The following is a 14,165-nucleotide window of genomic DNA, read 5'->3' as shown; positions in this document are numbered from 1 at the left end:
CAAACGGAATCAATGCCGGAAGGATGATCGTGGCGCAGAGCACCCTGGCTCACGAGCCGCAGCTGAAAATCGAGCGTGCCGGGAACAAGGTCACGGCGGTGCTGACCGGTCCCTGGACGGCCGAGCACGCGCGCGCAGTCGAATCTCTGGCGGGCGAGATCGCGGCTCAGGCCGACCGGCATCACCTCATCATTGACCTCGGCGGTGTCCAGCGGCTCGATACGCTCGGCGCCTGGGTTCTCGACCGCACCCGCCATGAACTCGGCGGGGGCGGTCTGGCGTCCGATTTCGTCAACGCCAGCCAGGAACAGCATATTCTCCTGAACGAGGTTGCCTATCGCGGTTTCCAGGAGCAGCAGAAGCCTAAACCCTCGCGTTTCGTCGATTTCCTGGTCGATGTGGGCCAGACGGTTGCCGGAGCGGGGAGCGACCTCGTACGCGGCGTCGCCTTCTTGGGGGAGCTGGTGTCGGCCTTCATCCGGGTGATCGTCCATCCTCGGCGTTTCCGCGGCACGGCTTTGGTGAACCAGCTGGAGCAAATCGCCTATCGCGGCGTGCCCATCATCGTCCTCATCTCGTTTCTCGTCGGCGCCATCGTCGCCCAGCAGGGTATCTTCCAGCTGGTCAAGTTCGGCGCCACGCCCTTCGTAGTGGACCTCATCGGCATCCTGGTGATGCGCGAATTGGGCGTCCTGCTGACCTCGATCATGGTGGCGGGCCGCTCCGGCTCTGCCTTCACCGCCGAGATCGGCTCCATGAAAATGCGTGAGGAGATCGATGCCCTGCGCGTCATGGGGCTCGATCCCATCGAGGTGCTGATCCTGCCCCGAATCCTCGCCCTCATCATCGGCCTGCCGCTGCTCACGTTCCTGGCCTCGATTGCGGCGCTGCTCGGGGGCGGCATCACGTCCTGGGTCTATGGCGATATCAGCCCTGACGTGTTCCTGACCCGCCTGCGGGCGGCGATTGGGTTCAACACCTTCATGGTCGGTCTCATCAAGGCGCCTTTCATGGCCATGGTCATCGGCATCATCGCCACGCTGGAGGGCATGGCGGTGGCGGGTTCGGCCGAATCCCTCGGCCGGCATGTGACCTCCTCGGTGGTGAAGGCCATCTTCATGGTCATCGTGCTCGACGGTCTTTTCGCCATGTTCTTCGCGGCCATCAGGTACTGAAATGATGCTCGAACGACATCATCCTGCTCCCACAGAAAACCGCGAAGTGATCATCCGCGTGCGCGGCGTCGAGGTCGGCTTCGGTGAGAAGACCATCCTCAAGAACCTCGATCTCGACGTCTATCGTGGCGAGATCCTCGGCTTCGTCGGCGCGTCCGGTCAGGGCAAGTCGGTCCTCACCCGTGCCATCCTCGGCCTTGTTCCCAAGCGCGCCGGCACCATCGAGGTCCTGGGCCAGAACCTCGACGAGCTGTCCCCGGCCGAGCACCGTCTCATGGAACGGCACTGGGGCGTATTGTTCCAGCAGGGCGCGCTGTTCTCGGCGCTGACCGTGAAGCAGAACGTCCAGGTTCCGATGCGCGAGCATCTCGACCTCTCCGAGCGGCTTCTCGATGAGCTGGCCATGCTGAAGATCGAGATGGTGGGGCTAAAGCCCGATGCGGCGGACAAGCTGCCGTCCGAACTCTCGGGCGGCATGATCAAGCGCGCGGCGCTGGCTCGGGCGCTCGCCCTCGACCCGGACATCGTCTTCCTGGACGAGCCGACGTCCGGCCTCGACCCCATCGGCGCAGGCGATTTCGACGAGCTGATCGCGACGTTACAGCGGACTTTGGGGCTCACCGTATTCATGGTAACCCATGATTTGGACAGCCTTTACACGGTGTGCGACCGGATCGCGGCGCTCGGCGAGGGCAAGATACTGGCGGAAGGGCCTATCGAGGCGATGCTGGCTTCGGATCACCCGTGGCTCCGCTCTTATTTTCATGGAAAACGGGCACGTGCGGCTATGGCCGGCGGCGCGTAAGGGACTACGATGGAAACGCGTGCGAATTACGCTTTGATCGGCATCTTCACCCTGGCGGTGATCGCGGCGGCGTTCGGCTTCGTCTACTGGTTCTCCGGTGGCGACCGGGGACAGGCACGGCAGAGTGTTCGCATTGTCTTTTCCGGTTCCGTATCCGGTCTATCCCAGGGCTCCACAGTCTCCTTCAATGGCCTTCGCGTAGGCGAGGTGACGGAAATCAGCCTTCTCCCTGAGGATCCGCGCCGCGTGGTGGCGATCGTCCAGGTGGGCCGCGATATTCCCATCCGCGCTGACACCCGCGCCCGCCTCGAATATCAGGGCCTGACGGGTGTTGCGAATATCGGCCTTTCCGGCGGCGAGCCCGGCGCTCCTCCGCTTGTGGCAGGACCTGGTCAGCCGATGCCCACGATCTTCGCCGACCGTTCCGACTTCCAGGATCTGATCGAAACCGCCCGTAACATCGCTCGCCGCGCCGATGACGTGCTTGAGCGCGTTGGCCGTGTGGTTGCTGACAACGAGGGTTCCATCAACCGCACGGTTCAGAACGTGGAGCGCTTCTCCCAGGCTCTGGGGGAGAACGCGGAGGGCATCGACCGTTTCCTGGCCCAGGTTGGGCAGGCGGCCGAGAAGATCGGTCCTCTGGCCGAGAAACTCGATACGCTTGCCACCAACGTCGATCAGGTGGTTCGCGCGGTCGAGCCGCAGCGTGTGACGCGGATCGTCGAGAACGTGGACAACTTCACCCAGGCGCTGGGCGAGAACCGGCAGGTGGTGAGCGAGGCCCTGCGTGACGCGGCAAGCCTGATCGATCGCCTCAACGAAACGGCCCCGAAGCTTGATTCCGCGATCACCGAGATCTCGACGCTGACCAAGGCCGTCGATCCGAACAAGGTGAGAAGCACGGTCGATAATGTTCAAGCCTTCATGGATACCATGAACAGCCGCAGACCGGACATCGACAAGGCAATCCAGGAAGCGCGTTCGATCACCGAGAAGCTCAACAAGTCTGCAGATCGGATCGATGGTGTTCTGGCAGGCGCCGAGAAGTTCCTCGGTTCGGCCTCCGGCGAGGCGGGCAAGGGAGCCTTTGACGAGATACGGGCCGCTGCTGTCTCCGTGCGCGACTTGGCCAATGATCTGAATGAGCGGACCAGGGGCATCGAGGGGGTGGTGAGCGGGGTCGGTCGCTTCACGGATTCAGGCTTGAGGGAATACGAGGCGCTGGCCGCCGAGGGCCGCAAGACGCTTGGCGACATCAGCCGTGCAGTGCGGAGCATCGAACGTAATCCACAGCAGTTTCTTTTCGGTAGCCGTCCCAATCTCCCCGAATACAATGGACGCCGTTAAGTAACCCGTATGCGTGGATCATCCGTGTCTTTCCCCCCGACCGCTCTGCCCCGGCCGCCTCGGCGCCTGATGCCCGTCGTGCTTCTGGCTGCGCTCGCCGGTGCCTGCTCGTCGGGCCCGGCTCCGGCCACGTATGATCTCTCCGCGCCGACGTCCCGTATCAGGGGCGCTGCCGGTGTCCAGGTGCTTGTGAACGAGCCGGCGGCGCTGCAGACGCTCTCCACCCAGCAGATCCTGGTGAAGGATGCGAGCGGCTCGGTTTCCTTCATCGGAGGAGGGCAGTGGGCCGATAATCTGCCACGCCTTATCCAGACGCGCCTGATCAACACCTTCGAGAACGCCTCCCAGCTGCGCGGGGTCTCCCGGCCCAGCAGCGGCGCAGTGGCCGACGTCCAGCTCATCTCGGAGCTACGCAGCTTCGAGATCGCCACTCCCTCCAACGAGGGAGTGGTCGAGATCTCGATGAAGATCGTGAGCGACCAGAGCGGCCGCATCGTGAATGGCCGCATCTTCCGCGCCCGCACGCCGGTCGCCTCGGTCGATGCCGCCAATGCCGCCCGCGCCCTCGATGAAGCACTCTCGGCCGTGATGCTCGACATCGTGCGCTGGGTCAGCGGCAGCTCGCTCCCACGACGCGACGAACCGGGCGACATAAGCAGTCAGTCTCCAGTCAAGGAACAGGCGCCGACCTAAGCGCTTTCGTTGTTATCTGGAAAGATCGTTCAAGGCTCCGAGCAAAGCGGGGCCTTTTGCTCGTCGTCGCTCAGTTGTCCTTCGTCATGACCGGGCCTGTTGTGGCCATCCCCGTGTTGGGAACCGCCACCCTCATCCTGAGGAGCAGAAGCAGTCTGCGTCTCGAAGGAGGGTCGAGTGCGTGCTGGAGACGCTTCGCCCTTCGAGACGCTGCGCTCCTCAGGATGAGGGTGTGTTGCAGGGATGGAGAAACACTACAGCATCGGACCGAAAAGTGGATTTGCACTTTTGGGACCCATCCGATGCTTTCTCCTTGAATGAGAGCATCGTTGAGAGCGGAACCGGAGGTCCGCGTCAGCGAAAACCGGATCCACTTTTCCGCACGATGCTCTAAACAAAAACGCGGCCCGAAGGCCGCGTTTTCGTATCTCTGCTTCAATTGGACCGGTCTTACTCGAAGCGGCCGCTCGCGTGGGCCAGCATGGTGTAGACCTTGCCGGTTTCCGACGTGAGATAGGTCTTCGTCAGTGTCGAGTCGCGGTCGTCACGGGAGACTTCGGCGAGCAGGCGCTCGAACTCGTCCACGTAGCGGTCGACCGTTTGACGGAACTCCTCGTCGCGGCGGTACTTGCGGCGGATCTCCTCGAAGGTCTGCTGACCCTGCGCCGTGTAGAGACGGCTGCTGAACACGTTGGTCTCACCGCGACGGTAGCGGTCCCACAGCTCGACGGCCGCGTCGTGGTCGATCATGCGGGCGATGTCGACCGAGATCGAGTCCAGCGAGTCGAGGCCGTTGGTGCGGCCACCGCGTGCCGGGGCGCGAACAGGTTCCTCCTCATCGCGCGAGGCGCGTGTCAGAAGATCCGAGAGCCAACCGCCACGGGCATTGCCGGCGTCGCGAGAGGGGGCAGCCTCTTCACGGCGAGGAGCGGGACGTTCCACCGGAGCCGCGGCCTGACGGACCGGCGCGGGAGCTGGGGCCGGAGCAGGAGCCGGACGCGGCTCGGGCTGGCGGGCCACCGTCGGCGCAGGGGGCTGGGCGGGGGCAGGGGAAGCGATGCGCTGCTCGACGGCGGCGGCAACCGCAGCCATGGTCGCAGCGACCGGGGGCTCGTTCACCGCAGCGCGGCGCGGCTGAGCGGCGGGAGCCGCATCGACCACGCGGTTGGAGCGCGAGACCAGAGCGGAGAGCTCGTTGAGAGCCTTGATCTGGTCAGCGACCACGCGGCGCATATTGGCCGTGGTCTCCTGCGTCTCCTGTGGCAGCTCGACGACACCGCGGCGCAGCTCGGCACGGGTGGCCTCCAGCTCCCGCTGAATCTGGCCGGTCATGCCGCGCAGCTCGCCCATGGTGTCGCGGAACTTCGAGGTGGCGTTGCTGAGAGCTTCCGCCATTTCGGCGGCAGCCTGCTCGTAGGTGGTGCGCAGGGTCGCAGCGGTGCGCTCGCTCTCGACACTGGTGGTGGAGCGGATGCGCTCGAACTGCTCGCCGATGGCATGGGTGGTCGTCTCGGCGGCACCCGCAAGGACAGAGCCGATCTGGCGGGCCTTGTTCTCGGCATTCTGGAGCGAGCCTTCCACGAGACTCGTGAAGGCGCGGGTGACGGATTCGAGGTCCTGCGAGCGTTCCTCAATGCGACCGAGCAGCTCGTCCAGGGCGCTCTGACGACTGGTCAGGGCCTCGGTCATGCGGCTTTCAACACGTTCCAGGGCGGAAGCTGCCTGGGTGAGGGTGTTGATCTGCTCGTAGGTGGTCTCGGTGAGCGCGCGGCCGCGATCCTCGAGGGCATGAGCGAGGTCCATGGCCTGCTGGATCGCGCCGGAGGACACGCTGCGCAGGGCATCGACCTGATCGGCGACCTGATCGGACGCGCGGTTCGCCTGGGAGGCGATTTCCGACAGAAGCGTCTCGATCTGCTGCACGCGGCCGCCGAGCCCGTCCTCGACGGCGCCGAGATTGCTGCTGGCGGAGGCCGCCACCTGCTGCAGAGCGCGGCTGGCATCCTGCAGGCGGCCGAGCACGTCGCTGAGTTCGCCGCGCAGGCGCTCGTTCGTACCGAGCAGGGTCTCGACCGTGCGCTCCGTACCGGCATCGATGGCAACCCGTATGGCTTCCGTCGACTGCATGTAGGAGGAGGTGAGCTCCATCGTGCGCTCCTGGAGCGACGACAGCATGGTCTGGCTGCGATCCTCGAGGGCGCGCAGGGTGTTCTCGGTGATAGTGGTGACTTCGCGGCCGATCACTTCGCTACGGCTGCCGAGCGACTCGATGAGCGAGTTGCCCTGCGTATCGAAGATAGAGCGGATCTCGCCGATGCGGCTGTTGAGCGAGGAGACGACCGCCGAGCCGCGCTCGTCGATGGCTTCCACCACGCCGCCGAGGCGGTTGACCACGCGATCCTCAAACTGGCTGACGCGCTGATCGAGGGTTGCTGCCAACTCTTCGGTGCGGTTGCCGAGGGTCGATGCAATCTCTTCCACACGACCGCCAAGGGTCTGATTGATCTCGGTGGCGCGTGTGCTCAGGGTCTGCGCGATTTCCTCCGCACGGCCGCCGAGGGTCTGGTTGATCTCGAAGGCACGAGCGCCGAGGGTCTCGGCAATCTCGTCGGCACGGTCGCCGAGGATCTGGTTGATCGCGGAGATGCGGTTTTCCAGCGTCTGCGTAATCTCGCCGGCGCGGTTGCCGAGGATCTCGTTGATGCTGTTGGCACGGGCCTCCAGCGTCTCGCCGATCTGCTCGGCCTTGGAGGCGAGCGTGTCGGCGATGGTGGTGGTCCTGGCGGTGATCGCCTGGCTGATCTCGTCGACACGGGTCTGGAGAGCGTTCGTCACATCGCGGCCGCCTTCGGCCATCACGCGGGCCATCTCACCGGTGCGCACGACGAGCGCTTCGTTGAGGGCCGTGGAGCGGGCACTGAGAACGCTGTCCACGCGCTCGACGATGGTGTCGAAGTTGACGGTGATCTCCGTAGTGCGGCGGGAGGCGTGCTCCTCGAGAGCGGTGAGCTGGGTCTCGATGACGGAGGTCGCCTCGCGAGCGCGCTCGGCGAAGGACTCAGCCATAGTGCGGCCCTGCACGGTGATGAGACGGTCCATCTCCTCGAAGCGGCCGCTGATCGTTTCAGTCAGGGTGCCCACATCGCGGGAGATGCGGTCTGCGAGTTCGCCGCCGCGGCCCATGACGCCCTCGAAGGCTTCGAGGCGCGAGCCCAGGGTCTCCTCCACTTCGCGGGTGCGGGTGTCGACAGTGGTCGTGAGGTTTTCCGCGGTACGGTTGAGCACCTCGTTGACGCGTGCGCCCTGCGTCGCGATGGCGAGCACGATGTCCTTGCCGGTGGTGGCAAGACGGGTCTGCACGTCGTCCGCGTGGCGGGTGAGGGTTTCGGTGAACTCTTGGCCGCGGGTTTCGAAGGCCGACTGGAATTCCTCGACCTTGGAGCCCATGAGGTAGGAGATGCGCTCGCCGACCTGGGCGAGGTTGTTCTCGAGAGCCTGACCCTGAACGGTGACGGATTCGCTGACGCGCTGGCTCGCGGTTTCGAGACGCACAGCGAGATCCTCGACACGGCTGCCGATGGACTCGTCGGCCATGCGCACGGCGCCTTCGAGATGCTCGCGCACCTCGCTGCCGCGAAGGGTGATCTGACTGCTGACCTCGGAAGCCGTGGTGGCCAGATGCTCGCGGAACTCGTTGCCGCGGGTGATGATGTCGTTGACCACATCCGAGCCGGTGGTGGCGAGCTGCTCGCGCAGTGCCGTGCCGCGCGCCATGAGCTCTTCGCTCACGGAGAGGCCCGCTGCCGCGATCTGATCGCGCATCTCGGTGGTGCGAGCGGAGATGTCGTCGGCGATCACGCCGCCGGTGGCCGCCAGCTTCTCGGTGATCTCGCTGCCACGCTGGGCGAAGCTCTCTTCCAGGCTGCGAGCGGTCTGCTCGAAGGCCTCGCGCACGTCGCTGCCCTGCTCGGCGAGAGCGTCGATGACGCCACGGCCCGTTTCTGCCAGCGTGCGGGTAACCTGGCTCGCGCCGTCCTGCAGGTGACGGGTAAGGACGTCACCTGTACGCTCGAAGGCGCCGGTGATGTCCTGCGCCTTGCTCTCAAGGGCAGTCGTGATGGTGGTGCCAACTTCTGCGATACCGGTCTTGATCTCCTCGCTTGCACCGGCGAGGCGCTCCACGAGCTCGACGCCGCGGCTCGCCATTTCCTCGACGACGCGCTCGCCGGCGCGGCCGAGAGCCTGGGTGATCTGGTCGCCCTGATGTTCGAGGGAGCTGGTGACCTTATCGCCTGCGCCGCCGACGGCGGTGACGACGCGGTCGCTGGCGACGTCGAGGTCCTGGATCAGGTTCTGGTGAGCACCGGTGATGGCGCCGCGCACGCGCTCCGCATTGGAGACGATGGCCTCGCGCTGCGCGACGAGCTCGTCGATGAGGGAGCGGATGCGGATCTCGTTGTCGGAATAGGCGCGCTCGAGCGTGGAGATCTCGCTGCGGACGAGGGTTTCCAGTTCCCCAGCACGGGCAAGCGCGCGCTCCACGCCGTCACCCACGGCAGCCACTTCGCGGCGCACGGCTTGGGAGACCGAGAGAACAGCGTCGGTGGAGAAGTTCTCGGGCTGAGCAAGACGCATGGCCACTTCACCGACCGCCCGGGCCACCATCTTCATTTCCTGCGAGCGGATGGTGAGCATTGCGGCAATGAAGAACAGGAAGATCGGGGCAACCAGGGCCACAGCGCCAAGGGCGAGCTGCGAGGTTGAGAAGGTGGCAGTGAGCTGCTCGGGAGTCGCAATGCCCTGGGAGTAAAGGAAGAAGCCGATGCCACCGAGCCAGAGGAGGGAAGCAAGCGTCGCGAAAATATAAGCGCTGCGAGAGGGGCGAACCTGAAGAGCCTGCAGCATCACGCCGACGTTCTGGCGGTCATCGTTGGCGACGGCAGTGCGGTCAGGCGCGACGAAGCCGGAGCGGGGCGCGTCGTCGAGCCTGATATCGCGATCGTCCAAACGGTCCTCTCGCTCCTCCGGAAGGTCGGGGCTCAAGGAGAAAGGACCCTTCGTGAAGTCATGGGCTTCGATATCTGGAAGCCGCGGCTCGTCGGAAGAAGACTTGCTCTCCGGCTGATCCGGCGAGGGAATCTCGAACGTCTCGTCAAGGTTGAGCGCCTGCTCAACAGCCGAAAGGGCTGCCTCCGCCGGGTCTTTCATCTTCTTCTTCTCGGTCGCCATGATCCGCCCTCGTGACGCAACTGAATGGTGGCTGAAGCCTCTGTGTTCCCTTGACCAACAAGGAAAATGCGTGGCCTCAGCCGGGCCGGAAGAGCCGATGACAGTCCTTCCGTACGGTAATCTACTATTTACCAAGCGAGTTTAGCGGCCGGTCATGGTCAAGGAAACCCGATGTCCCCTGCCACTTGCGAACGTCGTTAACGGCTCAGTAACCTGCACTACCGGGGGAAATGCGGCGAAAAGACGGCAAGTCTCGTGCCCGTCTCTCGTCATCCGGCGCACCATGTCTTAAATATGCGCCGTCACCAAGAGGTCCGCAATGATCAATATTACATTCATCGATGCCGAGGGCACCGCCCGGACTGTGGAGGCCGAGGAGGGCTCCACCGTCATGGAGACCGCCGTGCGGAACGGCATTCCCGGTATCGAGGCCGAGTGCGGCGGCGCCTGCTCCTGCGCGACCTGCCATGTTTATGTCGATGAGGAATGGGAGGCTGTGACAGGTCAACCGCAGCCCATGGAAGAGGATATGCTGGACTTCGCCTTCGATGTCCGTCCCAATTCGCGCCTGTCGTGTCAGATCCGGGTCCGCCCTGAGATGGACGGCCTCGTCGTTCACACGCCCACTCGACAGGGCTGAGCCGGAGACACATCCATGTTCAAGACGATCCTTGTTCCCGTCGATCTCGGTGAAATCGGGGCGGCGCAGCCTGCTCTCGCCAAGGCCGTGGAGCTTGCCGAGGCCTCCGAGGGCGATATCCGCCTGATCTATGTGCGTGCCATCGTGCCCGTGACCTACATGGAGTTCATGCCCCCGGCCTTCGACCAGGAGCAGCAGGACGCGGCCGAGAAGAAGCTCGCCAAGCTCGCGGCCAGCATCAAGCTCCCGGCCGAGCGCGTCTCTGCTGTGGTGCGCCTGGGTTCCGTCTATAACGAGGTGCTGGACGAGGCCGAGAAGACCGGCGCGGACCTCGTCGTCATCGGCTCGCATCGCCCCAGCATGGCCACCTATCTTCTCGGCTCCAACGCTGCGACCATCGTGCGCCACGCCAAATGCTCGGTGCTGGTGGTGCGGGCCTAAGAGCCCTCATCGTCATGGCCGGGCTTGTCCCGGCCATCTCGTTTCCGAAGAGCGCTCTGCATCAGACAATCGAGATCACCGGCACAAGGCCGGTGATGACGGCAGAGCTATCAGCGCGCTTTCGGTAGAAGCTCTTCTGGAAGCGTGTCTGAGCTGAAGACGCGCGGCTTGTTGAGTCGCACCATCGGCTCGATCTGCCAGACGCCGACGATTGCGAGCAGGGCGCCGATCAGGGCTACGCCCGTCGAGCCCATCTGAAGGGCTTGCCAGATCAGGTAGGCCATCAGGAGAAGCGATAGAAGCGCGATCGCCGTCGTCGAGAACCAGAGCCACCACGGCTTGCCGGCGATGAAGCGGGCTTCCGGATTGGCCTTAGCAATGGTCTCGCACAGAGCTTGGGCGAAGGCCCGGTACTCCGTCGTCATCTCCTGCGCCTCGATGAGGCTCCGCCAGTTGAGAGAGCTGAAGGCGAAGGTTTTGCCGTCCTTCATCGTGACCTTCGTGCGGAAGGATTTCTGGCCAATGCGTCCGGGCTCATAGGTCATGCGCATGGTCTCGACCGCGCCGAGGCGGACTTCGTGCACCTTGCGGCCGGAATCCACAATCAGCCTATCGCCCTTGATGGCAAAACTGATCGGCCCGCCCACCGGGCGGGGGCTATGGGTATAGGTTTGTGTCATGAGCTTCAGCGTATCAGCTCGCGCATGGCATGGTCTATGCCCTCAAGGTTCAGCGGATGCATGCGCTCGGAAAAGAGCCGCCGCATGAGGGTGATGGACTGGGTGTATTTCCAGTGACCCTCAGGCACCGGGTTCAGCCAGACCGCCTTCGGGAAATGATCGAGGATGCGCCGGATCCAGACCCCGCCCGCCTCTTCGTTCCAATGCTCCACCGAACCGCCGGGATGCGTAATCTCGTAGGGACTCATGGAGGCATCGCCCACGAAGACCACGCGGTAATCGGAAGGGTAGGTGCGGATCACGTCGAGGGTCGGGATCTTCTCGTCGAAGCGACGGCGGTTCTCTTTCCACAGATGCTCATAGACGCAGTTGTGGAAGTAGAAATGCTCGAAGTGCTTGAATTCGAGCCGAGCCGCCGAAAACAGCTCTTCCGCCGCCTGGATGTGCCAGTCCATGGAGCCGCCGACATCCAGGAAGAGCAGCACCTTGACCGCATTGCGGCGCTCAGGCCGCAAGCGCACGTCGAGATAGCCTTTATGCGCGGTCTCGTGGATCGTGCCATCGAGGTCGAGTTCTTCGGGCGCGCCCGTGCGGGCGAAGCGGCGGAGCCGCCGCAGAGCGATGCGCATGTTGCGCACGCCGAGCTCGACGCTGTCGTCGAAATCCTTGAACTCGCGCTTGTCCCACACCTTCACGGCGCGGAAGTTGCGGTTCTTGTCCTGGCCGATGCGGATGCCTTCCGGGTTGTAGCCATAGGCGCCATAGGGCGAGGTGCCGGCGGTGCCGATCCATTTGTTGCCGCCCTGGTGACGGCCTTTCTGCTCTTCCAAGCGCTTCTTCAAATTCTCCCACAGCTTGTCCCAGCCCATGGCCTCAATTTGCTGCTTTTCCTCCTCCGTGAGGTAGCGCTCGGCGAGCTTGCGCAGCCATTCCTTGGGGATCTCTTCTCGTCCGAAGGCCTGGCTCATGCTCTCCAGGCCCTTGAAGACATGGGCGAAGACTTGGTCGAACTTGTCGAAGTGGCGCTCGTCCTTCACCAGGCACACGCGCGACAGATAGTAGAATTCCTCCACGCTCTTGTCGGCGAGGTCCTGATCGAGCGCTTCCAGTAGAGAGAGATACTCTCTTAAGGAAACGGGCACCTTGGCCGCGCGCAGCTCTGCGAAGAAGGTGAGGAACATCGCCGCCGGCCTCACTTGCCTACAGTGCGCCGTGCCCGAAACTCGGTTCGATCCGGCCCCCTGTTGTTCTGCCTCAGGACCGCACGGAACTCGTCGCGCCGCTCGTGGATCGAGGCGATCACGAGGCCCATGGGCACGCCGATATCGGACAGCACCGCCTCGCTCAGTTGCAGCGAGGCTTCGATGGTTTCCGGCACCGCATCATCGACGCCGAGATCATAGAGCTGCGTCGCATGTTTGGCGTCGCGGGCGCGGGACACGATCGTGATGTCGGGCCGCTCCTGACGGGCCGCCGCCACCACCGCCTCGATGGCACTTGGCGTATCGAGGGTGATGACGAGGGCGCGTGCCTGCTCGATGCCGCAGGCGCGAAGGAAGGCAGGGTAGGAGCCGTCACCGAAGAAGACGGGCTTTCCGGCTTTGCGCTCGCCGGCCACGAGACCCGGATCAACATCGATGGCGAGATACGGCACCTTGTGGCGTTGGAGCATGTCCCCAACGAGCTGGCCGACGCGGCCATATCCGGCAACGATGACACGTCCCGGCTCCTCGGGTGGAGGCGGGACGGCAGCTTCCGGATCGATGGCGCGCGCTTTTTCAAGCTGACGGCTCAACCGTCGCCCGAGACGCGCGAGGAAGGGGATCGCCACCATGGTGAGCGTGGTCACGAGCAGGAGGTTCTGGCCGACCTCCGTCGGCACGAGCCCTGCCGCCAAGGCTCCGCCGAGGATGACCAGTGCGAACTCGCCGCCAGGACCCAGCAGGAATGCGGTATCAGCGGCTTCCGAGGCGGTGAGGCCGAAGGGACGGCTCAGCCAGAAGATGATCACACTCTTGATGGCGATGAGGAAGGTCGCCACGGCCAGGATCGTCACCGGTGCTTCGAGGAAACGGAAGATGTCGAGGCTCATGCCGACAGACACGAAGAACACGCCGAGCAAGAGGCCCTTGAAGGGCTGGATCGTGGTGTCGACGGCGCGGCGATATTCCGTCTCGGACAGGAGAATGCCTGCGATGAAGGCACCGAGCGCCATCGAGAGTCCGCTGACGGCGGCGATCAGGCTCGTTACCATGACCACGAGCAGGCAGGCCGCCATGAAGATCTCAGGACTTTTTGTGGCGGAGACCATCTGAAAGAAGGGCCTCAGCACCACGCGGCCGACGCCTACGATAATCGCGAGTGCCAGCGCTGCCTGGAAGAGCGCGGTCAAGAAGGACAGCAGGGTCACTTCGGGCTGGCGCGTATCGAGGGCTGCGATGGTGAACAGGATCGGGGCTACCGCAAGATCCTGGAAGAGCAGGGCGGAAAAGCTCGCGCGCCCCGCTGCGGAGCTGAGGCGCTTCTGCTCGGCCAGCACGGGAATCACGATAGCGGTTGAGGAGAGCGCCAGTGCAATGCCGATGATCGCCGCAGCAGTAATCGAGTTCACGGCCTTGAAGGCAAAGAGTCCCAAAGCGAGGGCGCAGAGCAGAACCTGGAGCGTGCCGAAGCCGAACACCTGACGGCGCAAGGTGCGCAATCGTTGCCAGGACAGTTCGATACCGATGGTGAAGAGCAGGAACACGACGCCGAATTCGGCAAGCCGCGACGTTCCTTCGGGATCCGTGAAGGTGAGCCAGTCGATCCAGGGATATTCAGGGATGAGACGCCCAAGGCCGTAAGGACCCAACAATGCGCCGACAGCGAGGAAGCCCAGAACCGGGCTGACCTTCAGTCGGTGAAAGAGAGGGACGACGACGCCTGCCGTTGCCAGAAAGAGAATCGGTTCCTGATAAGCGTGCAGGTCAATCGAGGCGGTCATCTGTTCCTTCCGTTCCGTGCATTGTGGTTCTACGGGGAACGGGAGCGCAAGGGCAAATTCCGCTCAAGCTGTGGGGCCGAAACATGACTTGCGATGCAGACCCCTGCACCGGTCCGTCATCCCGGACGGCGTAAGCCGATCCGGGATCGTTATCAGACTATGGCGCCTTGTT

10 protein-coding genes are annotated in these 14,165 nt (G+C 64.0%); 6 read left to right on the top strand and 4 right to left on the bottom strand.

Annotated features, from left to right (window positions below):
* The first annotated feature begins 68 nt into the window (after nucleotides 1-68).
* Genes DC522_RS14660 through DC522_RS14645 form a run of 4 tightly spaced genes read left to right on the top strand, consistent with a single transcriptional unit; the run spans nucleotide 69 to nucleotide 4,020 of the window.
* A complete protein-coding gene (locus DC522_RS14660) occupies nucleotides 69-1,175 on the top strand; it encodes an ABC transporter permease (RefSeq protein WP_371679616.1) in 1,107 nt (368 codons plus the stop codon).
* Between the two features lie 4 nt (nucleotides 1,176-1,179).
* Nucleotides 1,180-1,980 carry an ABC transporter ATP-binding protein gene (locus DC522_RS14655; protein ID WP_205769638.1) on the top strand — a complete coding sequence of 267 codons (801 nt, stop codon included), beginning with the start codon at nucleotides 1,180-1,182 and terminating at the stop codon, nucleotides 1,978-1,980.
* 9 nt (nucleotides 1,981-1,989) lie between these two features.
* Nucleotides 1,990-3,327 carry an MlaD family protein gene (locus DC522_RS14650; protein ID WP_116529423.1) on the top strand — a complete coding sequence of 446 codons (1,338 nt, stop codon included), beginning with the start codon at nucleotides 1,990-1,992 and terminating at the stop codon, nucleotides 3,325-3,327.
* A 24-nt stretch (nucleotides 3,328-3,351) separates the two neighbouring features.
* Entirely contained in the window at nucleotides 3,352-4,020 is a 669-nt protein-coding gene (locus DC522_RS14645) for an ABC-type transport auxiliary lipoprotein family protein (protein WP_245444164.1), read from the top strand.
* 450 nt (nucleotides 4,021-4,470) lie between these two features.
* On the opposite strand, the gene DC522_RS14640 is transcribed toward DC522_RS14645, so the two are convergent.
* Nucleotides 4,471-9,249, bottom strand: a complete 4,779-nt coding sequence (locus DC522_RS14640; protein ID WP_116529421.1) for a hypothetical protein — start codon at nucleotides 9,247-9,249, stop codon at nucleotides 4,471-4,473.
* 319 nt (nucleotides 9,250-9,568) lie between these two features.
* On the opposite strand from DC522_RS14640, the gene DC522_RS14635 reads away from it, so the two are divergent.
* Both DC522_RS14635 and DC522_RS14630 read left to right on the top strand, forming a co-directional pair.
* The gene (locus tag DC522_RS14635) at nucleotides 9,569-9,889 is read left to right on the top strand and encodes a 2Fe-2S iron-sulfur cluster-binding protein (RefSeq protein ID WP_047191964.1); all 321 of its coding nucleotides are present in this window, start codon (nucleotides 9,569-9,571) and stop codon (nucleotides 9,887-9,889) included.
* A 15-nt stretch (nucleotides 9,890-9,904) separates the two neighbouring features.
* Nucleotides 9,905-10,330: a universal stress protein gene (locus tag DC522_RS14630; protein WP_116529420.1), complete on the top strand. Its 426-nt coding sequence runs from the start codon at nucleotides 9,905-9,907 to the stop codon at nucleotides 10,328-10,330.
* A 110-nt stretch (nucleotides 10,331-10,440) separates the two neighbouring features.
* Here the strand turns inward: DC522_RS14630 and DC522_RS14625 are convergent, their stop codons facing one another.
* Genes DC522_RS14625 through DC522_RS14615 form a run of 3 tightly spaced genes read right to left on the bottom strand, consistent with a single transcriptional unit; the run spans nucleotide 10,441 to nucleotide 13,993 of the window.
* Nucleotides 10,441-11,010 (bottom strand): hypothetical protein, encoded by a 570-nt coding sequence (locus DC522_RS14625; protein WP_116529419.1) that lies wholly within the window; start codon nucleotides 11,008-11,010, stop codon nucleotides 10,441-10,443.
* A 5-nt stretch (nucleotides 11,011-11,015) separates the two neighbouring features.
* Complete coding sequence (locus DC522_RS14620; protein ID WP_116529418.1) at nucleotides 11,016-12,191, bottom strand: VWA domain-containing protein; 1,176 nt, start codon at nucleotides 12,189-12,191, stop codon at nucleotides 11,016-11,018.
* Nucleotides 12,192-12,202: 11 nt separating this feature from the next.
* A complete protein-coding gene (locus DC522_RS14615) occupies nucleotides 12,203-13,993 on the bottom strand; it encodes a cation:proton antiporter (protein WP_116529417.1) in 1,791 nt (596 codons plus the stop codon).
* Nucleotides 13,994-14,165: the final 172 nt, after the last annotated feature.

Origin of the sequence: Microvirga sp. KLBC 81 (assembly GCF_003075415.1) — a bacterium.
GTDB lineage: Bacteria > Pseudomonadota > Alphaproteobacteria > Rhizobiales > Beijerinckiaceae > Microvirga.
Note: the sequence above shows the minus strand (reverse complement) of the source record. Positions and strands in the feature narration are given on the sequence as shown.